General features: G+C 62.6%; 22 protein-coding genes. 6 read left to right on the forward strand and 16 right to left on the reverse strand.

Annotation, left to right across the window (positions count from 1 at the left end):
• Nucleotides 1-95 precede the first annotated feature (95 nt).
• From hpaR to CRO48_RS03235, 3 genes are all read right to left on the reverse strand, one after another.
• Nucleotides 96-596 (reverse strand): homoprotocatechuate degradation operon regulator HpaR, encoded by a 501-nt coding sequence (gene hpaR, locus CRO48_RS03225; RefSeq protein WP_097136305.1) that lies wholly within the window; start codon nucleotides 594-596, stop codon nucleotides 96-98.
• A gap of 225 nt (nucleotides 597-821) precedes the next feature.
• The gene (gene maiA / locus CRO48_RS03230; RefSeq protein WP_097136306.1) at nucleotides 822-1,472 is read right to left on the reverse strand and encodes a maleylacetoacetate isomerase; all 651 of its coding nucleotides are present in this window, start codon (nucleotides 1,470-1,472) and stop codon (nucleotides 822-824) included.
• A 63-nt stretch (nucleotides 1,473-1,535) separates the two neighbouring features.
• Entirely contained in the window at nucleotides 1,536-2,552 is a 1,017-nt protein-coding gene (locus CRO48_RS03235) for a fumarylacetoacetate hydrolase family protein (RefSeq protein ID WP_097136307.1), read from the reverse strand.
• Nucleotides 2,553-2,661: 109 nt separating this feature from the next.
• On the opposite strand from CRO48_RS03235, the gene CRO48_RS03240 reads away from it, so the two are divergent.
• Nucleotides 2,662-3,210, forward strand: a complete 549-nt coding sequence (locus CRO48_RS03240) for a DUF2585 domain-containing protein (RefSeq protein ID WP_407071888.1) — start codon at nucleotides 2,662-2,664, stop codon at nucleotides 3,208-3,210.
• A 32-nt stretch (nucleotides 3,211-3,242) separates the two neighbouring features.
• On the opposite strand, the gene hmgA is transcribed toward CRO48_RS03240, so the two are convergent.
• Nucleotides 3,243-4,604, reverse strand: a complete 1,362-nt coding sequence (gene hmgA, locus CRO48_RS03245; RefSeq protein ID WP_097136310.1) for a homogentisate 1,2-dioxygenase — start codon at nucleotides 4,602-4,604, stop codon at nucleotides 3,243-3,245.
• A gap of 209 nt (nucleotides 4,605-4,813) precedes the next feature.
• Between hmgA and CRO48_RS03250 the strand changes: the two genes are divergently transcribed.
• From CRO48_RS03250 to CRO48_RS03270, 5 genes are all read left to right on the forward strand, one after another.
• Nucleotides 4,814-5,110 carry a WGR domain-containing protein gene (locus tag CRO48_RS03250; RefSeq protein WP_097136311.1) on the forward strand — a complete coding sequence of 99 codons (297 nt, stop codon included), beginning with the start codon at nucleotides 4,814-4,816 and terminating at the stop codon, nucleotides 5,108-5,110.
• Between the two features lie 101 nt (nucleotides 5,111-5,211).
• Nucleotides 5,212-6,921, forward strand: coding sequence for an ABC transporter ATP-binding protein (locus tag CRO48_RS03255; protein WP_097136312.1), 1,710 nt, complete (start codon nucleotides 5,212-5,214; stop codon nucleotides 6,919-6,921).
• Between the two features lie 110 nt (nucleotides 6,922-7,031).
• Nucleotides 7,032-7,916, forward strand: a complete 885-nt coding sequence (locus tag CRO48_RS03260; RefSeq protein ID WP_097136734.1) for a helix-turn-helix domain-containing protein — start codon at nucleotides 7,032-7,034, stop codon at nucleotides 7,914-7,916.
• Between the two features lie 145 nt (nucleotides 7,917-8,061).
• A complete protein-coding gene (locus tag CRO48_RS03265) occupies nucleotides 8,062-10,281 on the forward strand; it encodes a TonB-dependent siderophore receptor (protein WP_097136313.1) in 2,220 nt (739 codons plus the stop codon).
• Nucleotides 10,282-10,523: 242 nt separating this feature from the next.
• Nucleotides 10,524-10,661: a DUF1127 domain-containing protein gene (locus CRO48_RS03270; protein ID WP_097136315.1), complete on the forward strand. Its 138-nt coding sequence runs from the start codon at nucleotides 10,524-10,526 to the stop codon at nucleotides 10,659-10,661.
• 207 nt (nucleotides 10,662-10,868) lie between these two features.
• Here the strand turns inward: CRO48_RS03270 and CRO48_RS03275 are convergent, their stop codons facing one another.
• From CRO48_RS03275 to CRO48_RS03330, 12 genes are all read right to left on the reverse strand, one after another.
• The gene (locus CRO48_RS03275) at nucleotides 10,869-11,669 is read right to left on the reverse strand and encodes an NAD-dependent epimerase/dehydratase family protein (protein ID WP_097136316.1); all 801 of its coding nucleotides are present in this window, start codon (nucleotides 11,667-11,669) and stop codon (nucleotides 10,869-10,871) included.
• Nucleotides 11,670-11,805: 136 nt separating this feature from the next.
• On the reverse strand, nucleotides 11,806-13,086 hold the full coding sequence (locus CRO48_RS03280) for a TRAP transporter large permease (RefSeq protein ID WP_097136317.1): 1,281 nt from the start codon (nucleotides 13,084-13,086) through the stop codon (nucleotides 11,806-11,808).
• Nucleotides 13,086-13,607: a TRAP transporter small permease gene (locus CRO48_RS03285; RefSeq protein ID WP_097136318.1), complete on the reverse strand. Its 522-nt coding sequence runs from the start codon at nucleotides 13,605-13,607 to the stop codon at nucleotides 13,086-13,088. Before CRO48_RS03285 ends, CRO48_RS03280 begins: the two co-directional genes overlap by 1 nt.
• Before the next feature lie 88 nt (nucleotides 13,608-13,695).
• Nucleotides 13,696-14,670 (reverse strand): TRAP transporter substrate-binding protein, encoded by a 975-nt coding sequence (locus CRO48_RS03290; RefSeq protein WP_097136319.1) that lies wholly within the window; start codon nucleotides 14,668-14,670, stop codon nucleotides 13,696-13,698.
• A 70-nt stretch (nucleotides 14,671-14,740) separates the two neighbouring features.
• On the reverse strand, nucleotides 14,741-15,610 hold the full coding sequence (locus CRO48_RS03295; RefSeq protein WP_097136320.1) for an amidohydrolase family protein: 870 nt from the start codon (nucleotides 15,608-15,610) through the stop codon (nucleotides 14,741-14,743).
• Nucleotides 15,611-16,747: a mandelate racemase/muconate lactonizing enzyme family protein gene (locus CRO48_RS03300; protein ID WP_097136322.1), complete on the reverse strand. Its 1,137-nt coding sequence runs from the start codon at nucleotides 16,745-16,747 to the stop codon at nucleotides 15,611-15,613. It abuts the gene before it with no gap.
• 1 nt (nucleotide 16,748) lies between these two features.
• Nucleotides 16,749-17,654, reverse strand: a complete 906-nt coding sequence (gene kdgD / locus CRO48_RS03305) for a 5-dehydro-4-deoxyglucarate dehydratase (RefSeq protein ID WP_097136323.1) — start codon at nucleotides 17,652-17,654, stop codon at nucleotides 16,749-16,751.
• Nucleotides 17,655-17,717: 63 nt separating this feature from the next.
• Nucleotides 17,718-18,461 (reverse strand): FadR/GntR family transcriptional regulator, encoded by a 744-nt coding sequence (locus CRO48_RS03310; protein WP_097136324.1) that lies wholly within the window; start codon nucleotides 18,459-18,461, stop codon nucleotides 17,718-17,720.
• 195 nt (nucleotides 18,462-18,656) lie between these two features.
• The gene (locus tag CRO48_RS03315; RefSeq protein WP_097136325.1) at nucleotides 18,657-19,688 is read right to left on the reverse strand and encodes an acyltransferase family protein; all 1,032 of its coding nucleotides are present in this window, start codon (nucleotides 19,686-19,688) and stop codon (nucleotides 18,657-18,659) included.
• Complete coding sequence (locus CRO48_RS03320) at nucleotides 19,685-20,974, reverse strand: O-antigen ligase family protein (protein ID WP_097136326.1); 1,290 nt, start codon at nucleotides 20,972-20,974, stop codon at nucleotides 19,685-19,687. Before CRO48_RS03320 ends, CRO48_RS03315 begins: the two co-directional genes overlap by 4 nt.
• A 7-nt stretch (nucleotides 20,975-20,981) precedes the next feature.
• Nucleotides 20,982-22,253: a polysaccharide biosynthesis/export family protein gene (locus CRO48_RS03325; RefSeq protein WP_245423404.1), complete on the reverse strand. Its 1,272-nt coding sequence runs from the start codon at nucleotides 22,251-22,253 to the stop codon at nucleotides 20,982-20,984.
• Nucleotides 22,254-22,337: 84 nt separating this feature from the next.
• On the reverse strand, nucleotides 22,338-23,015 hold the full coding sequence (locus CRO48_RS03330; protein WP_097136328.1) for a sugar transferase: 678 nt from the start codon (nucleotides 23,013-23,015) through the stop codon (nucleotides 22,338-22,340).
• Between the last annotated feature and the right edge of the window lie 270 nt (nucleotides 23,016-23,285).

Genomic DNA, 23,285 nt, shown 5'->3' on the forward strand with positions numbered 1-23,285 from the left:
TGGTCATTGCGCCATTTGCCATCAGTCCAGATCAAAATCGCCTCCGCCATGTCGTCATGGTGGAGGCGATTTACGTTTCCTGCCTTCAGAAAGTTTCAATGCTCGCGAGCGGATGGCGATGTCTCCTTGAGCATCGCCATCTCCTCCAGGAGGTCGATCAGGTGCTCTACCCGCTCCTTCCCGTAGCGCTTCTCTATCTCGGTATAGATTGCATGCGTGCTTGGCGTAACCGCGTTGATAAGCGCCATGCCGGCGGGAGCGACTTCCAGCAGAATCCGCCTGCCGTCCTCCTTGTCTTTGCTGCGCGTGATGTATCCGCGTTCCTCGAGCGACTTGATCATTCGGGTGAGGCTGGGCGCGAGAATGAAGGCCTTCTCGGCCACCTCCGAAGCGTCCAGCGTCCCGGCCTCCGCCAGCACCCGGATGACCCGCCACTGCTGCTCCGTGACATCATACGCCGCAAGCATCGGTCGAAAATGGCTCATCACAGCCTCGCGCGCACGCAACAACGCGATCGGCAGGGAACGGAGCGTGTTGCGCGGCAGCAGACGATCGTCGGCAAGACGCGGGACAAAGGCTTGGGTTGGTTCGCTCATGGTCGTCTATCCGAGATTACGCGCTGGCGGCCAATTGCGGGCTTTGGATCGCCGCGGTTCCGGCGCCACGATGCTTGTCAATGGAATGCCATCTGCGAGGGGATAACGACGGCGCCGCGCCTTGCCGTCGACGGCGGAATGCCGTGGCTGCAAGGATTCGACACACTGCCCCATGCATGGATGACGGGCCTGCCGTTGCTTCTATTCGCCGCAAAATGGCACACGTCATGCGGACTGCAATTTCGCCCGGTCGGGATGCGCTGCACGGAAGGCAGACTGTTCATTGCAGAGCGCGACAACGCGCCGGACATGACAAAGCGCCGAGAGATCGACACCCCATCGCTCTGCATTGTAGACCTGCGGCACGAGGCACATTTCGGCCATGGTCGGACTGTCGCCATGGCAGAAGAGGCCGGTTCGCGGATCGTCCAGCATCCGCTCGACGGCCAGGAGACCCTCGCCGATGAACTTCCTCATCCACGCCACTCTCGCCGCCTCGTCGCCCGCCGTCAATTCCATCACATGGCCGACCACGCCGAGATTGCAGATGGGGTGGACGTCCATGGCGATCGCATAGGCAAGCGCCCGGACCCGCTGGCGACCGGGAGCATCGCCGGGCAGCAAACCCGATCCGACGCGGGTTTCGGCAAGGTATTCCATGATCGCAAGCGATTGCGTCATCATCAGACCGTCGATTTCAAGCGCCGGCACCAGCCCTTGCGGATTGCGGCGAAGATGCGTGGTCGCCTTGTGCTCGCCATCCAGAAGGTTTACCGGCACCGTTAGGTATTCGATTCCGAGGCTGTTGAGAGCGATACGGACCCGATAGCTCGCCGATGAGCGCCAATAGTCATAGAGGACGGTTTCGTACGGCATGGTGTCTCCCGTGTCGCAGCGCCGGCGGGTCCTCCCATCGAGCGGGACGACCCGCCCCTTACGTCAGTCGCGTTGGTATTGCTTCACCGTCTGCTCGATCGCACCGAAGATCGAATGGCCCGCGCCGTCCTTCATCTCGATGCGCACCGTGTCGCCGAAGGTCATGAACAGGGTTTTCGGCGCGCCGGTCTCGATCGTCTCGATGGTGCGGATCTCGGCGATGCAGGAGTAACCGGCCCCGCCTTCCGAGACGGGCTTGCCCGGTCCACCGTCGAGCTTGTTGGAAACCGTGCCCGAGCCTATCACCGAACCCGCCGCCAGCGGCCGGGTCCTTGCCGCATGCGCAATGAGCTGGCCGAAATCGAAGGTCATGTCGATGCCGGCATTGGCGCGTCCGAAGGGCTTTCCGTTCAGCGACACGAGCAGGGGCAGGTGGAGCCTGCCGCCGTCCCAGGCCTCTCCCAGCTCGTCCGGCGTGACGGCCACCGGCGAGAAGGCGGAGGACGGCTTGGACTGGAAGAAACCAAAGCCCTTCGCAAGCTCGCCGGGAATCAGGCCGCGCAGCGACACGTCGTTGACGAGCATCACCAGCCGGATGGCAGCGCGCGCTTCTTCGATGCTTGCGCCCATCGGCACGTCGTCGACGACGACCGCGATCTCCCCCTCCATATCGATGCCGTAGGCCGTATCCGCCATCACGATCGGATCGCGCGGGCCGAGAAAGCTGTCCGAGCCTCCCTGGTAGATCAGCGGGTCCGTCCAAAAGCTCGCCGGCATTTCAGCGTTGCGGGCCTTTCGCACCAGTTCCACATGGTTCACATATGCCGAGCCGTCGGCCCATTGATAGGCACGCGGCAAAGGCGAGGCCGCTTCGTGCTCATGAAAGCGAATGGTGGGCTGCGAGCCGGTTTCCATTCCTTCGGCTACGCGGGCCAGACGCGGTCCGGCATGCGCCCAGTCGTCAAGCGCCGCCTGCAATGTGCGGGCGATGTGCCCGACTTCCGAACAGCGGGTCAGATCCCTCGACACGACCACCAGCCTGCCGTCGCGGGTACTATCCTTGAGTGTGGCAAGTTTCATGCTCTCTCCCTGGTCTTGAATTCTCCCGCGCCACTATGGCATCTTCGCCGCGACGCGTCGCCTGTCACGTCAGCCCTGCTGAGGAATCTCCCGCTTGAACCGCACGTTTGTGAATTCCCTTGGCATCGCCGCCGCCGCCATCGCCGTTACAGCTGTAATCCTGCACCTGATGGGGCGAATCTGGATCTGCAAGTGCGGCTACGTGAAGCTCTGGCACGGCGTGGTCGTCTCCTCGGAAAACTCGCAGCACCTGACGGACTGGTATACGCCGAGCCACATCATTCACGGTATCCTGTTCTACGCGCTTTTCACGTGGCTGCTTCCACGCGCCAGCATCGTGACCCGCCTGGCGCTGGCACTCGTCGTGGAGTGTGCGTGGGAGATCTTCGAGAACACCGACCTCATCATCAATCGCTACCGCGAGGCGACCATCTCGCTGGACTATTACGGCGACAGCATCATCAACTCGGCGGCAGACGTCGCCGCGATGGTGATCGGCTTTTTCCTTGCCGCCCGGCTTCCCGTCTGGGCCAGCATTGCAATCATCATCGTTTTCGAGGCGGTGACGACCTACCTTATCCGCGACGGCCTGGCGCTGAACATCCTGATGCTGGTCTGGCCGCTGGAGGCGGTGAAGGCCTGGCAGGGCGGCGGCTGACCGGGCCGCCGCAGGCATGCTGCTTTTCCCCGTCATTTGATGCCCGGCGTACCGTCGAACTTGCGTTCCAGCCCATCCCAGCATTCGATGTAGTTGTCCTGCAGCGTCTCGAGCTCGGCGGCAAACTTCGTCAGCTGCTGGGGAAAGCGGGTCTCGAACATGAACGCCATGGTGTTGTCGAGCTTCACCGGCCTCAGTTCGCCGTTCGAAGCCTTTGCAAAGCCCGGCGCATCCGGACCATGCGGCAGCATCATGTTGTGCAGGCTCATCCCGCCCGGCACGAATCCCTCTTCCTTGGCATCGTACTGGCCGTGGATCAGGCCCATGAACTCGCTCATGATATTGCGGTGGTACCAGGGCGGGCGGAACGTGTGCTCAGCCACCAGCCAGCGCGGTGGAAAGATCACGAAGTCGACGTTCGCCGTTCCCTCTTCGCCCGACGGAGCGGTCAGGACGGTGAAGATGGAGGGGTCCGGATGGTCGAACAGGATCGCGCCGACCGGCGAGAATGTGCGCAGGTCATACTTGAACGGGGTGTAGTTGCCGTGCCAGGCGACGACATCGAGCGGGGAATGGCCGATCTCGGTCACATAGAACTTTCCGCACCATTTGACGTGCAGGCGGCAGGTCGTCTCCTTGTCCTCGAAGGCGGCGACCGGCGTCTTGAAATCGCGCGGGTTGGCCAGGCAGTTGGCGCCGATCGGTCCGCGATCGGGCAGCGTGAACTTGGCGCCGTAGTTCTCGCAGATGTAGCCGCGCCAGATATCGCCGTCCCCCAGCCGCGATACCTTGAACAGCATGCCGCGCGGAACGAGGCAGATCTCCAGCGGTTCGACATCCATGATGCCCATTTCGCTGAAGACGCGGATAGCGCCGGTCTGCGGCACCACCAGCAGTTCGCCATCGGCGTTGAAGAAATAGTCGTCCGTCATGTCGGCATTGAAGACATAGGCATGCGCCGCCATGCCGACCTGGGTCATGACGTCTCCCGCCGCCGTCATGGTGCGAATGCCTTCGAGAAAGGTCAGCTGCTCTGCGGGTGCCGGCAGCGGATTCCAGCGCAGCTGTCCCAGCGCCAGGGAATGATCGTCCAGGCAGGGGGCGGACTTCCAGTACGGATAGCTCGCATTCGAGAACCGGCCGGTGTGGCGCACGCTCGGGCGAATGCGATAGAGCCATGAACGCTCGTTGGTGCCGCGGGGGGCGGTAAAGGGCGATCCCGAAAGCTGTTCCGCATAGAGACCGTAGTTGCATTTCTGCGGGCTGTTCTGCCCCTGCGGCAGCGCGCCCGGCAGGGATTCGGTCTCGAAGTCGTTGCCGAAGCCGGGCATGTAGCCGACGTTGTTGCTGATCGACGCGCCTGCGCGCGCACCTGCCTCCGACTTATCCAGCATGATCGGCCTCCTCCGCCAGATCGAAATTGGTTGCATTCGTAACTATCAATTTTGTAACTATCAAGCGGAGGACAAAAGGACCTCGTGCCCGCCGAAGGCACGGCATCGCATCGAGGAAACATCATCCATCACGGCCGTGAATCGGTTGGGTGCGACCGATTCAAACCTTTCATTGGACGCCGGAATCCGCCTCACCGACACTGCGCGACATGAACCAGACGCCACCCCTCCCCCGGACCGATGAATCCGTTTTCCTTCGCCGGATCGATCCAGCCTGCAACATGGCCCGCTTCTACGCCCTGACGCTCGAGCCGACCCTGTTCGGCGAGGTCGCCGTCATGCGCCATTGGGGGCGCATCGGCACGCGCGGCCGCAGCAAGTCATGCTTCCTGGGCCCGATGGACGACGCTCACGGCGTCCTGCACCGGCAGGCGGAGCGCAAGAAGCGCCGCGGCTATGTGGCCGGGACATCGGGCGTCGCGGCCTGCGCCCAAGCCGGGACGTGATCGTCCATTGCGGGCAAAGAAACATCACAGGCTTCCCAAAGCGTGCATCACGTTATAGTTGACGGCGTCTCTCCATTTTCGCATGCCAGAGTTCCGGTTCGATGCTCGCCCGTTTCTTTTCCTACTACGCTCCCTACAAGAAGCTCTTCGCGCTCGATTTCGGCTGTGCGGTGCTCGCCGGCCTGCTCGAACTCGGGTTCCCGCTTGCCATCAAGTATTTCATCGACGATCTGCTTCCCGGCAGGAACTGGGGTATGATCCTCGGCGCGGCGGCGGTTCTGCTCGGCATCTACGTCACCAACACGATCCTGATGGCGATCGTGAACTATTGGGGTCATGCGCTTGGCGTCGGCATCGAGACGGACATGCGCCGCAGCGCCTTCGATCACCTGCAGAAGCTTTCCTTCTCCTACTTCGACGAGAACCAGACCGGCCGCCTGATCACCCACGTCACGAAGGATCTTGAGGAGGTCGGCGAGGTCGCCCATCATGGCCCCGAAGACGTCTTCATCGCCATCATGACGTTCATCGGTGCGTTCGCGCTGATGTTCGTGGTGCACGCCCAACTAGCGCTGATAACGCTGATCATCGTGCCCTTCATGGCGTGGCTCGTCAGTCGCTACGGCGCACGCATGACGCAGAATTGGGAGAGGCTGTTCGGCCAGGTCGGCGACTTCAACAACCGGGTCGCCGAAAGTGTCGGCGGTATCCGTGTCGTCAAGGCTTTTGCCAACGAGGATCACGAGCGCGCGCTCTTCTCCGTCAACAACGAGAACTACCGCAGGACCAAGCTGAACGCCTACGCCTACATGACGGCAAGCATAGCGCTCAGCTACCTGAGCACCCGCCTCGTGCAGCTGATCGTCATGGTCACCGGCACATGGTTCGTCATGCAGGACAGCCTCAGCTATGGCGGCCTCGTCAGCTTCATCCTGCTGATCGATGTGTTCTTCCGGCCGATCGACAAGATCACCTCCGTGCTGGAAAGCTATCCGAAAGGCATCGCCGGCTTCCGCCGCTTCACCAACCTGATCGACACGGAACCCGACATTGCCGACCGGCCGAACGCGGTTGCCATGGCGCATGTCGAAGGCGATATCGTCTACCGAAACGTCAGCTTCGCCTACCGCGATGGGCGCCGTGTGCTTGACGATCTCAACCTCACGATACGGCACGGTGAATCCATCGCCTTTGTCGGTGCTTCCGGTGCCGGCAAGACGACGATCTGTTCGCTCCTGCCCCGCTTCTACGAAGTCGGATCCGGCGCCATCACGATTGGCGGCGTCGATATCCGGGACATGACCCAGGCGTCACTGCGGGCGCAGATCGGCATCGTTCAGCAGGATGTCTTCCTGTTCGGCGGCTCGATCCGCGAGAACATCGCCTACGGGAAGCTGGGCGCCACGGAAGAGGAGATCATGGAGGCGGTGCGGCGCGCTAAACTCGACGACCTGATCGCCATGCTGCCAGCCGGCCTCGACACGGTCGTCGGCGAACGCGGCGTCAAGCTCTCGGGCGGCCAGAAGCAGCGCCTTGCCATCGCCCGGATCTTCCTGAAGAACCCGCCAATCCTCATCCTGGACGAGGCAACCTCGGCGCTCGACACCGTCACCGAGCAGGCAATCCAGCAGGCGCTCGCGGAACTGTCGAAAGGCCGCACGACGCTGATCATCGCCCATCGCCTGGCTACCATCCGCAATGCGGACCGCATCGTCGTCATCGACGAGGGCGGGATCGTCGAGCAGGGCGATCCGGACGAGCTCCAACAGCGCGGCGGCATTTATTCCCGCCTGCTGAGTGCGCAGTTCTGAACGGTTCGGGCGGCGGATTGCAATGCCGGCCGCGTTGCAATAAAACATGATTAAAATATGAAGGTTTAAACGCTGGATGTGGGCGAGCCCCCGCATCAATGGATTGGGCGATGAATTTTCAGCCGCGCATGAACAACAAGATCAGCGGGTTCCATGTGGTCGGCGACCTCCGCCGGCGTCATTGGAACGGCATCGTCGCCGACCTGTGGGACGTGGAATGCGCGCCCAATGCCGGCGGCTTCTATGTTGGGCAGGATCCGCGCATCTTCATCGTCCTCGAAGCCGAGGGCGGTGGAAACTGCAACCTCAAGGTCGCGCCTTCTGCCCGGGGCATGGTGCAGAGCGACCATCGTCACGCGATCTCCTATGTTCCGGCCGGGATGGAACTCTGGGCCGAAGTGGTCGATCTCAGCTTTGTCCGCCATCTCGACCTGCATTTCGATATCGATATTCTCCGGCAGCGTCTGGCCGACGAATTCGATAGCCAGCCGGTTGAAACCCCGCGGCTGATGTTCGACGACCCACGCATCATGTCCCTTGCAGAACTGATCGCTGCGGAATGCGCCAATCCGCAGCCCCTGCACGATCTCTATGGCGACGGGCTTTCGCTGGCCCTCATCATCGACCTTTTCAAGGTCAACCGCCCGCAGCCGCGCAAGCGGAGCCAACTCGCCGCCTGGCAGCTGCGGCGGGTGACCGACTATATCGACGAGAATTGCCTGCGCAGCATCCGTCTGGAGGAACTGGCGGGCCTGACCGGGCTTTCCCAGTCGCACTTCAGTCACGCCTTCAAGGCGACCACCGGCCTTGCCCCGCATCAGTGGCAGATGAACGCCCGCCTGGAACGGGCGAAAAACATCCTGCGCAAGCATGACACGCCGCTGACCGCCATCGCCGCGGAAACCGGCTTTGCCGACCAGGCTCACTTCACCCGTGTCTTTCGCAAAAACGTCGGCACGACGCCCGCCCGGTGGCGCAAGATGACGCGCGACTGAAATCTGTGCGCAGTGCACGAAAGAGCCAATAACGTTCAATTTTCCCCGATGCGGTCAAGCACGTCAATTTAAGTTGATATAATTGCTCATGTTACTTGGCGCCCATTGCGGTGCCTGGTCACTCATAGCGGGGAATGCGGGGGCAATGATCAGCAAGGGTAAGGGCACGGCAGCCACAAGCATCAGGGCTGCACTGCGGAGCGGTGTCGCGGGAGCGGCAATCCTCGGGGCCGTGGCGGCTTCAGCGCAGGAACAGCAGGCAACGCCGCTCGCGACCGTCGTCGTCGAAGGTACCGGCGAAGGTGGCGGCACCGGTCCCGTGCAGGGATACGTCGCAAAAGAAACCACCACCGGTTCCAAGACAGACACGCCGCTTTCGGAAATTCCGCAATCCGTTTCGGTCATCGGCCGCCAGGAGATCGAGGATCGCGGCATCGTCAACAAGGTCGACGAGATCCTTCGCTATACGCCCGGCGTGACGGCCGAGCCTTTCGGCGTCGACCCCGACACCGACTGGTTCTACATTCGCGGCTTCGACGCGACCCAGACGGGCGTTTTCCTCGACGGGCTGAACCTGTTCAGCTACGGCTTCGGCGGTTTCCAGGTCGACCCGTTCATGCTGGAACGGGTGGAAGTGCTCAAGGGGCCGGCCTCGGTGCTCTACGGCGGCGCCAATCCAGGCGGCATCGTCAATATGGTCAGCAAGCGGCCCACGGGTGAAACCTCGGCCTATGCCGAGACCGGCATCAACAGCAATGCCAACGCGTTCGCGGGCTTCGACGTGAACGGCATCCTCAACGAGGGCGTCAACTATCGCGTCACCGGCAAAGTGGCCGGCGGGGAGAACTACACCGACTATTCGAACGATCTGCGCGGGTTCATCATGCCGCAGGTGACGTTCGAAAAGGACGACGCGACGAGCCTGACGGTCTATGGCGTCCTGCAGGGCCTCGACCAGAGGCACAGCGGCGGCAGCTTCCTTCCCTATATCGGCACCGTGGAGGCAGCCTCGTTCGGCAAGATCGACCGGCGGGCATTTTTCGGCGAACCGGACATCGACACCGGCACCTATGTCCAGCAGATGCTAGGCTACGAGTTCAAGCACGAGTTCGACAACGGCTGGCGCTTCTCCCAGAACCTGCGCTACGGCCATCTCTACAAGCACGAGAACGCGCCCTACACCTATGGCTACTACGATCCCGACGCCGTGTTCCCCGCGCCATCCTACGTGAACGCCCCGGTCACGCCCGACAACCTGCTCTACCGCCTCGGCTTCGAGCACACCTCGAAGGTCGACACCTTCGCGGTCGACAATCGCCTCGAAGGCGAATTCGACACGGGCGCACTGAACCATACCGTCCTCGTCGGCCTGGACTACAAGTTCTACCGGCTCGATCAGGAGCAGGCATCCTCCGCGGCCACGCCGATCAGCGCCACCGACCCGATCTACGGCGCGCTGCAGCCGCCCAACAGGATCTACATCAACCAGGAGATCACCCAGCAGCAGCTCGGCATTTACGCCCAGGACCAGATCCGCTTCAGCGACGGCTGGATCGTGACGTTGAACGGCCGCTACGACTATGTCGACACCAAGACGGAGAACGGCCCGACCTATTGGGATCCGGCGCAGAACGCGACGTTCGACTACAATGAAAGCGCGCTGAGCGGCAGGGCCGGACTGGCATACGAGTTCGCCAACGGCGTGACGCCCTACATCAGCGCCTCGACCTTCTTCAACCCGATCGTCGCGGTAACCCTGACGGGCAACACCAAGCCGGAAGAGGGCGACCAGTTCGAGGCCGGCGTCAAGTACGAGCCTGCCTTCCTCGACGGCGTGTTCACTGCCGCGGTCTACCAGCTCACCAAGCAGAACGTCGTCGTCACCGACCCGCTGACCATGCTTTCCAGCCAGATGGGCGAAGTGCGCTCGCGCGGCGTCGAGCTGGAAGGAAAGGTCAATATTAACGAGAGCTGGAAACTCATCGCCGGCCTGGAGTTCATCGACCTCCAGATCACCAAGGACGCCAATACCGCCTTGATCGGCAACACACCTTACCTCATCCCCGACACCCAGGCCTCCCTGTGGCTGGATTACACCGTCCAGGACGGTGCGCTGGAAGGCATGAGCGTCGGTGCGGGCGTACGCTATCAGGGCCAAAGCTGGGCCGACAACGAGAACACGGCGAAGGTTCCCTCCGCGACCGTATTCGATGCCGGCATCCGCTACGAGAAGAACGACTGGGGCGCCGCGCTCAATGTGGCCAACCTGTTCGACAAGGAATATGTCAGCGGCTGCGGCGGTCTTCTGGTCTGCGGCTACGGCGATGCCCGGACGATCACGTTCAAGCTCAGCAAGAAGTGGTAGCGAGCCAGCGGCATTAGAACCCGGGAGGGAGGAGCGAAAGCTTCTCCCTCTCTTTGCGTTTCGCAGATCCGGCAGGGCTTGCTGACGGCATCAGTGATGCCGAAAAATTCGCCATGTAACACCGCCTGCTGAGGCGATAAGCAAGCATCTGCATTTTTGCATGCCTCTTCTGCATGCTTATGCCTTCATAATAGGCACGATTTGCACCATATCAGGCGCATTCAAAGATATGGAGAAAAGAGATGAACATCCGTCAGAAAATCAAGGACTTCGCAGAACGCCGCAAGGCCATTCGTGAACTGAGCATGCTCGACGACCACACGCTGGCCGATATTGGTCTGTCGCGTTCGCAGATCCGCTCTGCCGTTAACGGCCGTTAATAGAACGACCGAACCATCGGCGACCGGAGCATCCGGTCAGCCGATCGCGCCCAGTCAATTTGTGGCGCGCTTAGAAGAGCCTCGCAACGGCGGCCTTGAACCCAAAGTTCCCATTCGTGCCGCCGTCATGGCTGCCCGGGCAGCAAGGCCCGGCAGCATCACTATCCGCATCTGTCCCGCCAAAAAGCTGCTGACGACGCCGCCAACCTAGAGGTTGGCAGGATGCTCGCCGCAAACAAAGCCGCCGCCCTGATAGAGGGTTGCGGGATTGGCCGGATCTTCCGGGCCAAGCGACGCCAGGATTTCAGCGCGCCACTGCTCGGAACTGTCCTTTGGCCTCCATCCGAGGAAGGCCGCGTTTCCGTTGTCCCACCACTGCTCCTCGTTGTCAGATGCGCCGTAGACGACCGTGTGACCGATACGGGGTGCAGCGAATGCGCGCGCGCACAGCGAAAGCATGTCGCGAGAGCTGAGCCACGTCGCCAGCATTCTCGGATTGGCGGGCTTGGCAAAGCACGAGCCGATCCTGACCGACAGTGTCTCGATCCCGAACTTGTCGAAATAGAGGCTGGCGATCGCTTCCCCGAACACCTTTGAAACGCCGTAGAGCGAATCCGGTCGCGGCACCACCTGGTTGTCGAGCCGCTCGTCACGCCGGTAGAAGCCGACCACGTGGTTCGAACTGGCGAAGATGACGCGCGGCCGGCTATGCCGCCGCGCGGCCTCGTAGAGATTGTACATGCCGACGACGTTGCCCTGCACGATCAGGTCGAAGGGCCGCTCGACCGAGATGCCGCCGAGATGGATCACACCGTCGACGCCTTCCAGCAAATCGTCGACGCCCCTCGCATCGGAGAGATCGCAGCGCTTGAACTGCTCGTGCGGCTGAACATCCGATATGTCGGCCATATCCGACAAAACGACCGTCTCGGCCAGTTCGCGCAGCATCGGGCGCAACGCGGTTCCGACGCCTCCAGCGGCGCCCGTCATCAACAAGGTCTTGAGCATGGATACTCCCGAACACTTCCAAACCTGCAGGCGGACCGCAGACTTGTCCTCTAAGTTGCCAATCATAGTATGACGCGTCAGAGACGCGTCAACGGATATCGATGCCGAACCAGGAGGTTACGGCGATGCCGCCGGCCTATTTGAACAGGCTCGGGAGCCAGAGCGACAGGCCGGGGATGTAAGTCACCAGCATCAGCACGGCGATGCTTGCCCCGAAAAACGGCCAGATGGTCCGCATCGCTTCGCGGATCGAAATGCCGCCCACCGCACAGCCGACGAACAACACGGTTCCGACCGGCGGCGTATTGAGGCCGATGCCGGCATTCAGGATCATGACGACGCCGAAATGGACCGGATCGATGCCGAACGCCTTCGCAACGGGGAGGAGCACGGGTGTCGTGATGATCACGAGCGGAGCCATGTCCATGAAGGTGCCGAGCACAAGCAGTGTCACGTTGATAAGCAACAGCACGACGATCGGGTTCTCGGAGATGGAACTGATCACGGCGATCATCTGCTGTTGCACCTGCAGAAACGCCATCAACCAGCCGAAGGCGGCGGCAGTGCCGATCACCAGCAGCACCATCGCAGTCGTGCGGACCGCCTGCAGCACGGCCTCGACGAAGCCGCTCCAGTCAAGCTCGCGATAGACGAGCAGCGCGACGACAAGCGCGTAGAACACCGCGATGCACGAGCTCTCCGTCGCCGTGAACACGCCGGAGCGCACGCCGCCGAAGATGATGCCGATCAGCAGGAGTCCAGGGATCGAGGCCAGCATGTAGTAGCCCATCCTCCGAAACCCGGGAAAGGGCTCCGAGGGGTAGCCGCGCCGCCGGGCGACGAAATAGGCCGTCACCATCAGTGCCGCCGCAAGCAGTAGGCCGGGCAGAATCCCCGCCGTGAAAAGATCGGCCACCGACACGTTTCCGCCGGCTGCGATCGAATAGAGGATCATGTTGTGCGACGGCGGGATCATCAGCGCGATGATCGCGGCGTTGACCGTCACGTTGACCGCATAGCTCCGGTCGTAGCCGCGCGCGGCCATCTGGGGGATCATCAGGCCGCCGACCGCCGAGGCGTCGGCGACCGCGGAACCGGAAATCCCGCCAAACAAGGTCGAGGCGACAATGTTGACCTGGCCGAGGCCGCCGCGCAGATGGCCGACGATGCTGGCGGCAAAACGGATGAGCCGGTCGGCAATGCCGCCGCGAACCATGAGATCGCCGGCGAAGATGAAGAAGGGGATCGCCATCATGGCAAAGACGCTCATCCCTGAATTCATCTGCTGGAAGACAACGATCGGCGGCAGTCCCATGTAGAGCACCGTCGCCAATGCTGCGATGCCGAGGCAGAAGGCGATCGGCATGCCGATGAACATCAGTACGGTGAAAACGCCGAAGAGAACCGTATAAGCCATTACGCCAGCTCCTGCGCGATGATCTCGGCCGCCGTCTGCTCGCCCGCCGCCACATCGACGAAACGTTCGGCGGCAAAGAGCGAAATCAAAAGGCCGCCCGCAATCATCGGAAAGAAATCGACGCCGCCCGGCCAGCCGAGCACGGGAATCGTTGCAGCCCACGTCCCGGCAGCGAGCACCGCGGAGTACCAGGCCATGGCAAGACCAAAGAGCACGATCAGGCCGAGGCTGAGCAGGTCCATGGTGCGGCGCGCGGCGGGAGACGCTCCATGTCGAACGAAGTCGAGCCCGAGATGCACGCTTTCGCGCACGCCCACGGCAGCCCCGAGCATGATGAACCAGGACATCAGATGGAGCGAAAGCGGCTCCGACCAGCTCGGTGTGTTGTTCAGAACGTACCGGGCGAACACCTGCCAGCCGACGGCCGCAGTCATCGCCACCAGGCCAATTCCCGAGATATAGAGCGACGCCCGGCTGAGCCAGGCGAGCACCGGCCGGCCCGCATGCAAATAAGTCGACATTGCCTTTTCCTCCAAGGGCATCAATCGCGCTCCCCGCACGCGACCGTAAGCGGTGGGGCCGGATCGGCATCCGATCCGGCCGGCCAGGTCAGTCGGTCGCGCGAATGCGCGCCAGCAGGTCCTTCATTTGAGGATCGGTGACGAATTTCTCGTAGACCGGCGCCATGGCCTCGGCGAATTCCGCCTTGTCGACCGTGATCACGTTGACGCCGGCAGCGCGGACCTTCTCTTCGGAGGCCTTCTCACGCGCCTGCCAGAGTTCGCGCATCTTGATGACCGAGTCCTTTGCCGACTGCTTGATCACCTTCTGGTCGTCCGGTGAAAGCTTGTCCCAGGTGATCTTCGAGATGACAAGGATTTCCGGATTCAGCGAATGATCTGTCAACGTGTAGTTCTTCGCGACCTCGAAGTGGCGTGAGGATTCGTAGGAAGGCCAGTTGTTCTCCGCCCCGTCGACGACACCGGTTTCAAGCGAAGAATAGACCTCACCGAAAGGCATCGGCGTGGCGTTTGCGCCGAAGGCCTCCATCATCGCGATCCACAGGTCGGACTGCTGCACGCGGATCTTCATGCCCTTCAGGTCAGCAAGCTTTTCGATCGGTTTGCTGGTGGTGTAGAACGAGCGTGCACCGGAATCGTAGAACGCCAGACCAACGAGCCCATGCGGCTCGAACGCGGCAAGCACTTCCTCGCCGATCGGCCCATCGACCGTCTTGTGCATGTGCTCGGTCGAGCGGAACAGGAAGGGCAGGCCCAGGACGACCGTCTGCGGCACCAGATTGTTGAACGGCGCCGCATTGACGCGGTTCATGTCGATGACGCCGAAGCGCGTCTGTTCGATCGTGTCCTTTTCGCTGCCGAGCGCGGCGTTGTTGGTGACGTCGATCTTGATACGGCCATTGGTGCGCTCCGACACCAGTTGCCCCATGTACTTCACCGCCTCCACCGTCGGATAACCATCCGGATGAATGTCGGCCGAGCGCAGCGTGATTTCCTGCGCCTGTCCCGTGCCCGCTGCCAGGGTAACCCCCAGCGCAACACAAAGCGATCTTGCGATATTCATGCTTTCTTCCTCCTCCAAGAATGCCGTTCAGAGCCTCCTCGCTCCGAAAACAGCAGATGTCAGTGACCCCTCATGAATAGGCCGGCAAGCCGAATAGGCGTTCCGGATTGTCGACGAGCGCCAGCCGGCGTGCATCGTCGTCCGGCAGCCAGCCCAGTACCGTATCGGTCAGGTCCGCGTCGTTCGGGTAGTCTTGCGTGGTACGCGCCAGATTGTGCGGCCAGTTCGTCCCCCAGACGATGCGCTCGGGGGCATGAGCTGCGATATCGCGGGCGACAGCGGCGACGTCCTCGTAGTCGGGCGGCCCGCTTCTGGACGATTCATAGACGCCTGCGAACTTGAACCAGCAGTTGCCCGCATCGAGCAAACGGCGTAGCGCATTAACCTGCGGGCTTTGCGGCGACACGCCGCCGAAGAACTTTCCGTGATGGTCGAGGACCCAGCGGGATTTCAGTTTCCCGAGCCGGTCCTCGTGCGCTTCGATGTTGCTGCCGTCGAACTGAACGGCGACCATCCATCCGCGGGCGGCTGCACGCGCGTCGACCGCTTCCAGATGGTCGAGCCCGACCGCTCCGCCGGGAAGATCCATGATCCGGGCACCGACGACGCCCGCGTCTGCCAGCGCATCCAGTTCCTTTTCGGACGTACCACCGTCGATGACGGCGACGCCGCGGGCCGTGCTGCCCATCTCGCGCAGGCAGGCGACGAGGTTGGCGTTGTCGCGCTGGTGGGCGTTGCCCTGGGTGATGATCACGCGATCGATGCCGAGCCACGTCATGAGGCTGCGATACTGACCGGCGTCCGGCAGGGCACCGCCCGGCAGCGGCGGCCCGCCGTCGCGTGCCGGAAACCCAGGCAGATACATGTGCATCTGACTGTCGACCGCCCCCCGTGGGAGCCTGATCCGAGGCGACCTTCCGGAAAGCGATCTGACGATCATTCAAGCATCCTCCATGCGGAACTCGGCAAGCGCATCACGATCGATGTCGATGCCGAGGCCCGGACCATCCGGGATTTTGACCACCCCGCGGACATGCTCGATCGGCTTGGTGACGATAGCCTGACGGAACGGGTTTTCCGTGCGGTCGAACTCCAGGATCGGCTCGATCGGATTGACGCGCACCGGGTTCGGCACCATGGCCGCCATGAATTGCAGTGCCGCCGCGATCTGGACGGCGGTTCCCCATACGTGCGGCACAATCCGGACGCCGTGCAGCGCTGCCATGTCGGCGACGCGGCGGGCCTCGCTGAAGCCGCCGACGCCGCAAAGGTCAGGCTGCAGGATATCGATCGCACGGGTTTCCACCGGCTCGCGCATGCCCCAGCGGCTGTGCCATGTTTCGCCGCCTGCCACCGGTATCGGCTGGCGTGCGCGCACCGTGCGATAGGCGTCGAGCTGCTCGGGCACCACCGGCTCCTCAAACCAGTCAATATCGTACTGGGCTGCGCGACGGCCGAGGTCGACCGCTTCAAGAACGTCGTAACCGTGATTGGCATCGATCATCAGCCGCATCTCGGAACCGATGGCCTCGCGCACGGCGCGAATGACGGCCAGGTCCTGCTCCACCCCGAAGCCGATCTTGATCTTGGTTGCGTGAAATCCTTCCGCGCGATAACGCGCCGCATCTGCAGCATTGTCCTCTACGCGATCAACACCCTCGCGCTTGAAGCTGCCCGTCGCATAGGCGCGCACTTCGTTGCGAAACCGTCCGCCGAGCAGCGTGGAAACCGGGACGCCGAAGTGTTTGCCCTTGATGTCCCACAGCGCGATGTCGATACCCGACAGGGCGGTAATCGTCAGGCCGCGCTGACCCTGGTCGCGCAGGGCGTTGTAGAGCACCGCCCACAGCTTTTCCGTCTCGAGCGGATCGGCGCCGACGAGCCATTGCGCATAGGTGGCGACCACGGCCGCATTTGCCCGTGCGGGGCCGAGGCACTCGCCCCAGCCGGTGGTCCCGTCGCTGCATTCGATCTCTACGAGGACGTGGGCGCGACGGTCGAAGCGCATGGACGCGCTTTCGAATGGCACCGCCAGCCGGTGCTCCAGCAGATGGGTCCGGACGGCGACGATCTTCATCTCAGCGCTTCCATGGCGCGATAAGGCGCTCCAGCATGCCCTCCTCCTCGGCCGTCAGGTCGTCCAGCGGCGGACGAACCTTGCCGGCCGCAAATCCCTGCAGGCGAACGCCCGCCTTGATCGCCGCGACCGCATAGCCCTTGCGCCGGCTGCGAAGCTCCATGAAGGGATAGAAGAACTCATTGAGGATGGTTTCGCAGCGCGCGCGGTCGCCGCGGCGCAACGCCTTGTAGAAATCGACGGCCAGCTCAGGAACGAAGTTGAACACCGCCGACGAATAGGTCGTGAAGCCAGCCCCCAGATAGGCTTCCGCAAACAGTTCCGCCGTCGGCATGCCGCCGAGATAGGTCAGGCGATCGCCCATGGTCGCCGTCACCTGGCGCACGAGGCCGATGTCGCCCGTCCCGTCCTTGAAACCGATCAGATTGGGGCATTCGTCGCACAAGCGCTTCAGCGTATCCACCGCAAGGACGGAATTGTCGCGATTATAGACCATCACGCCGATGCCGACCGACTGGCAGATCCGCTTGACGTGCTGGTAGAGCCCTTCCTGCGGAGCGTCGATGAGGTAGTGCGGCAGAAGGAGAATGCCATCCGCCCCTGCCTTCTCCACTTCGCGCGCCAGCTCCACGCCCACATGCGTGCCAAAGCCGCATCCCGAGACGATCGCCGTCTTTCCCGAAGCCTCTTTCGCCGCGCGAACGATGCCCGGAATTTCCGACGGGGCGAGCGAGAAGAATTCACCTGTCCCGCCTGCCGCGAAAAGGACCGGCGCCTCGAAGCCCGACAGCCAGTCGATATGCCGGCGATAGCTTTCCGGCTTGAATCGCCCTTCCGCATCGAAATGGGTGACAGGGAACGAAAGCAAGCCTGCGCCAAGCGCGGCCTTTATCTCCTGCGGATTCACGGGCTGTCCTCCTGCGTCTGCCACTTATAAACTTGTAATATGTATTATGCGCAAATATGTCAATCACTCATCATACAAGTTTCGCTGCTCGTGCAGCAATTTTCGATAGCGGGCCTGACTCCCGCGCAAATGCCGGCGCATCGCCGCGCGCGCTCCCTCCTCGTCGCCATTGGAGATGGCCGAGACGATCTCCTGATGTTCGCGCAGAAGCAGGTTGATGTAGGCGGCGTGATCAGCATCCGGTTCGTCGTTTCGAAGTGCTGCGCGCGGTATGACGTTCTTGCCGATCATGGCAAGGAACTCGCGAAAACGCGGGTTGTTGGTCGCCTCGGCGATGGCGATATGCAGGGCAAAATCTGCCTCGCTGGTCGGCAGCGAGGCTTCCAGACAGGCGCGTACGGCAAAATGCCGCTCGATGATGACCTCCTCCTGGGCCGGAGAGCGACGGACCGCCGCCAGTCCCGCCGCTTCGACCTCCACCGCCGTGCGCAACTCCAGAAGCTCGATCATGGACGATACGCGATCGTGGTCGACGTTCTTGAGGAACAGCCCGGGCGAAGCGACGTCGAGTACGAAGACGCCGGCGCCCTGACGAGCCTCCACGAGGCGGTCGGCTCGGAGTGCCGCGATGGCCTCACGGACGACTGTGCGGCTTACCCCGTGCGCCTCGGTCAGTTGCGCCTCGCTCGGCAACCTGCTTCCCGGCGGAAACTGTCCCCCGGCAATCGCGCGGCGCAGCTCGTCCGCAAGCCGCGTCGTCAAGGTGCCCGCAGCACTCCCCACACCCGACCTAGCTTGAATGGTCATCGGCACCCCCTGTCTGCCATTGCTGTCATACGTCATTCGCAAGCCAACTGACCTGCCTGCAACGGCATATACCAGATAAGCGGCGGAATCCATAACTTGTATGATGTGTTGGGCGAGGTGGAGGGAGCAAGACACCGAAAGCCTTGGCGGCGTGCAAGCGGCATCGGCAGCCTGGCGCTTCGAGACCGCTTGCGGCTAGAGGCTTCGCCCCGCTCCTGACAGGGCATCCGGGCCTGCCGGCGCCACGGAGGGGACAGCGGGCCGGCGGCGCAGGTTCAGCAAAGGTTGCTCCAGCAGTCGATAGGCCACGATGCCGCCGGCAACGCCGGCGATGGAGGCGACAACCAGGGTCGTGAGCGGTGAGACTCCCAGCCGCTCGCCGAGCTTGGCCACGACCGAGATCACGAAGGTATGCCAAAGATAGATGGAATAGGAGGCATCGCCGCAAAGCCTCGGCACGGCCATCGGGCGCACCAGCCCCCGTGTCTCGAGGCTGACGGTTCCGAGCACGAGCATAGCGGCCAGCGGGCCGCAGGTCCATTCGTCGAAGGGCAACCGGAAGATCGCGATCGCCGCAAAGCCCGAAAGCGAGAGGGCCACCAGCCCGCCGCCGACCACAGCTCCCGGCACGCGTCCCGACAGCCAGAGCTGGCCCAGCATCATCCCGGCCACGAATTCGAGGATGATCGGCCGCATGTAAGTCGCAGCCAGCGCATTGTCGGACGGCAGCACGGCGCCTGCCAGCGTCAGCGCCCCCATCACGATCGCCACCGCCGGCAGCTGGCTCCGCCGCGGCAGAAGCAGCGCGAGCGCAAACACTGCGTAGAAGAACATCTCGTAGTTCAGCGTCCATCCCTGCACCAGGACGGGCCAGATTTCGCCCGAACTCGGCGAGCGCATCGGAATGAAGAACAGCGAACCCAACACGTGGGCAATCGTCAGCTTGAGGTTCGGAAACAGCCCGAGGAGGCCACCTGCGACCATCGCCAACGTCGCCAGCCAGTAGATCGGCACGATCCGCACGGCCCGATCGGCCAGAAACCTCGCCGGCGTCACCGGCCGTCGCGCCGTGATCACCCACATGATGAAACCGCTGATCACGAAGAAGACGTCGACGCCGGCCGCACCGATCGCGAAGCTCCCGCCGGCCTTTTCGGCCGCATGGAAGACGACCACTGCGATCGCCGCCAATGCCCGCAGATACTGAATGCCGTAGAGCGTCTTCATCGCCAGCCCACCTTCGCCAGCGACGTCACCGGCAAGCGCCGCACTACCGGCATGGGCGCTACGACGATCCGCTTCTGCGGCGCGCGTACGGTCAGCCTGCCGGCTGCGAAATACAGCAGAAACGAGCCGATGTGATAGGGGTTCATGATATCGATTTCGAAGAAGGACCGCATGGCGAGCAGGATTGCGATCCCCAGCAGCAACGCTGCGTCGGCACTGCCATCTCCAGCCAGAAAGCGCCGGAGATGGCCGGCGATCGTAACGATCAGAACCATGAAAAGCAGCGCAAACCCGATGCCGCCCGTTTCCACCATCGCCTCGATCGGCGTGTTGTGGAAATGGAAGCCGGCGCGGCTGCCGATGTAGAACTCTTCCCAAAGCCGTTCCGCTTCGGAGAAACCCTGCACCCAATAGGCCTGATAACCGACGCCAAGCCAGGGACTGTCTGCGGCAGCCGCCATGCCCTGTTGCCAGAGATAGGTGCGCCCGGTCAGCGTCGCGTCCTTGCCGAATGCGGCCAGCACCATCTCGTAGCCGCCGGCCGACACGAACGCGGCGCCACCGATGACAAGAAAGATGACGGCTGCGATGAACAGCGACCGGCGGTTGTCGGGAGAAAGCCAGAGCAGGAGACGAAGGCTGAGAAGGCATGCGACCGCAGCCCCGGTCGTGAGCACGGAGGTCGCCGACTGCGAGGCCGCGAGCGCATAGGCCGACAACAGGAACACGGCAGCAGCGCCAAGGCGCCAGAGGCCCTTCTCGCGCAGGATCATGACCGTCGCGACGGCGAAGTAGACGCCCAGGGAAGCATAGAAGCCTAGCTGGTTCTTCGAAGCAAAGGCACCGACGAAACTGACGGTGCCGTCGAGTGGATCGGCGTGATAGACCCCGAAGGCAAAGGAGTAGGCGAGCACGAGCGCAACACCGGCAGTAGCGCCGCGCGCAAGCGTGCGAATATCCAGCACCCGCATTGCAATCAGGGCGCAGACGACATGCGTGAAATACTGAATGCCCGTGCGCGCCGTCTGGCCGGGAGCCGCCGACCAGAACATCGACAGGCAGGCAAAGACGGTGAAGCCGAAAATCCAGAGATACCGGGTGTAGTTGCCCAGCACCCTGCGATAATCGACGAGCACCAGAGGCAGCCAGAGCCCGTAATAGGCGAGGATCGAGACCTGCCCGAACCGCGCGGAATAGGCAAAGACGAGCAGCGACAGCGCCACGGCTGCGATGCCGAAGAGCTGGTTTTCACCCGGCGTTACGAGGTTGGCCTTTGCGATCCGCATCGGCCGTTCATCGCATCGCCACGTTGTAGCGCACCTTGATCACGTCGCCAGGAAGAACCTGCGTCGTTTCCGTCGCCGCAATCTCGGCGGCATTACCGTCCTTCTGCCGGACGATGACGAAGGAGACATCCGCTTCGGACGGGTTCTGCTTCGTGGCAGCGGCACCGGCCGACTGCAGCAAAGCCTCCGACATCAGCTTGCGGCTGGTATCGAGCTTGAGCGTGACGGCCTCGAGTTCGCTCTCGGTGTTCTGCAGTTCCTGCGCCAGCGACGCGTCCCAGTCGTTGACGAGGTTGGTCTCGTCCTGGCTCGCCTTCGTGGCATCCTGCTTCGCCTTGAGGGAAGCGGTATCGATATCGAGGAGCGCGGCCTGCAGATCGGCGACCCGCTGCTCCAGCGCCAGCTTGCGCGAACTGATCGTCAGTCCCTTCTCGGCGAGGCTGTCGACCTTCTTCAGGTCCTGCTCCACGAGGTCGAGCTGGCGGTTCTGCGTCTGCGATTTCTGTTCGAGAGCGCTAATCTCCTTCTGCAACAGGGTCTTCAGGTCCGCCAGCGCTGTCAGTTGCACCTTCTGGCGCCGGTCGCGCGATTCCATCAGCGCCGTCTCGCTCTCGATCAGGCTTGCCGTTTCGGGCATGTCCTTCATCTCCTCGGGCACCTTGATGCTGTCGCTTTCGGCGATTTCCGCCTGAAGCCTCGCGCGACGCGTCAGAAGCCGGTTGCGCTCAGCGACGAGCACCGCCGTGTCACCGTCGGCGCGGATGAAATCGCGGGCGAAACGCTGGCCCGCATCACCGCGACGCAGGCCGCCGCCCAGGCTGACGGCCTTGAGCACGGTCATGTTGGGGGCGAAGGGATACTCGCCCGGCGTCTGCACTTCGCCCGCCACGTAGATGGGTCGATATTGTGCCAGCTCCACGGATGCGGAGGGCAGATCGCGCAGGGCGAACAGCTTCTGCATGCGCGCGCCGATCTCCGCCGCCACCTCCTCGGTCGTTTTTCCCGACACCGGCAGTTCGCCGACAAGCGGCAGGGAGATGGTGCCAGACGCGCCGACGGCGTAATCGCCGCTCACCGCCGACCAGTCGCGCACCGCGCCTTCCGCCGTCTGCCACTCGACGACGCGAACGCGCAGTTTGTCGAGGACGTCGAGGCGGTATTCATCCGCCCAGGCCGGCGCGGCCTGCAAAAGCAGGGCCGCCGGCAGGCTGGCGATGACGAGACGCCTTGCAGCGTCCCGGATACGATTCGGCCGAGCGGCCGTCGTTGCAGATCTCATGCTGAGCATCCGTTTCTTCTGAATGGCTGCGCTACGGCGAAAGACGAAGCGCAAACTCCCGGACCGGGTAACGGTTGGGCGCGATCAGTAGCTGCCCCGCGACAGGCAGACCGCCGGAATGGTCCGTGCGACGATGATCACGTCTTTGGTCAGGGACCAGGTCCGGACATATTCGGTATCGAAGGCGATACGCGTCGAATAGGAGACGTCGTTACGACCGCTGACCTGCCAGAGCCCAGTGAGACCGGGGCGGGTCTGGAGATAGTAGCCGGCGGCAGTTTCGTAGAGCTCAAGCTCGTCCTCCACCACCGGCCGCGGGCCGACAATGCTCATCTCGCCGCGCAGGATGTTCACAAGCTGCGGCAGTTCGTCGAGGCTCAGCTTGCGCAACACGGCACCGACCGTCGTCACGCGCGGATCGAACTTGAGCTTGCGGGTCGCCCGCCATTCCTCATAGGCCTCGGGATTGGATTGCAGGTAGGCCTGGAGCACGCGGTCCCCATCGGGGCGCATGGTGCGGAACTTCAGGCAATGGAAGGCGCGGCCGTTGTGGCCGACGCGGCGATGGCCGTAGAAGACGCTGCCGCCGTCGGACAGCTTCACCAGCGCGGCGATCAGCAGGAAAATGGGGCTCAGGAACAACAAGGCCACGAACGCCGTGGCAACATCGAAACCGCGTTTGGAGATTCCCCCGAGTGGGGGCGCGCCGGTTTTGGCTACGCTGATGAACGTCGAACTGGCCGATCGTGTCGCGGACTTCATAGAGTGGGCTCCGTTCCGTTTTGGCGATAGGTCTTGTCTGCTTGGACGAGGGACATCCAAGGCGAATGGTATGGTCAGAATTTGGTCTTGGAAGAGAAATCTTTTTGCCCAGATGCCAATCGGGGATATATAAGGACCTTATAATATATAAATTAGATAATCCCTTCGAGCGACACAGTGTAATTCAGAATATATGCATGCCTGTTTTCGCCGTCTTTTCTCTAGAAAAGCATGCATTTACGTTTTGTTAAACCGCGTCAGCGCCAGATA

This window comes from Rhizobium subbaraonis, from assembly GCF_900220975.1.
Lineage (GTDB): Bacteria > Pseudomonadota > Alphaproteobacteria > Rhizobiales > Rhizobiaceae > Mycoplana > Mycoplana subbaraonis.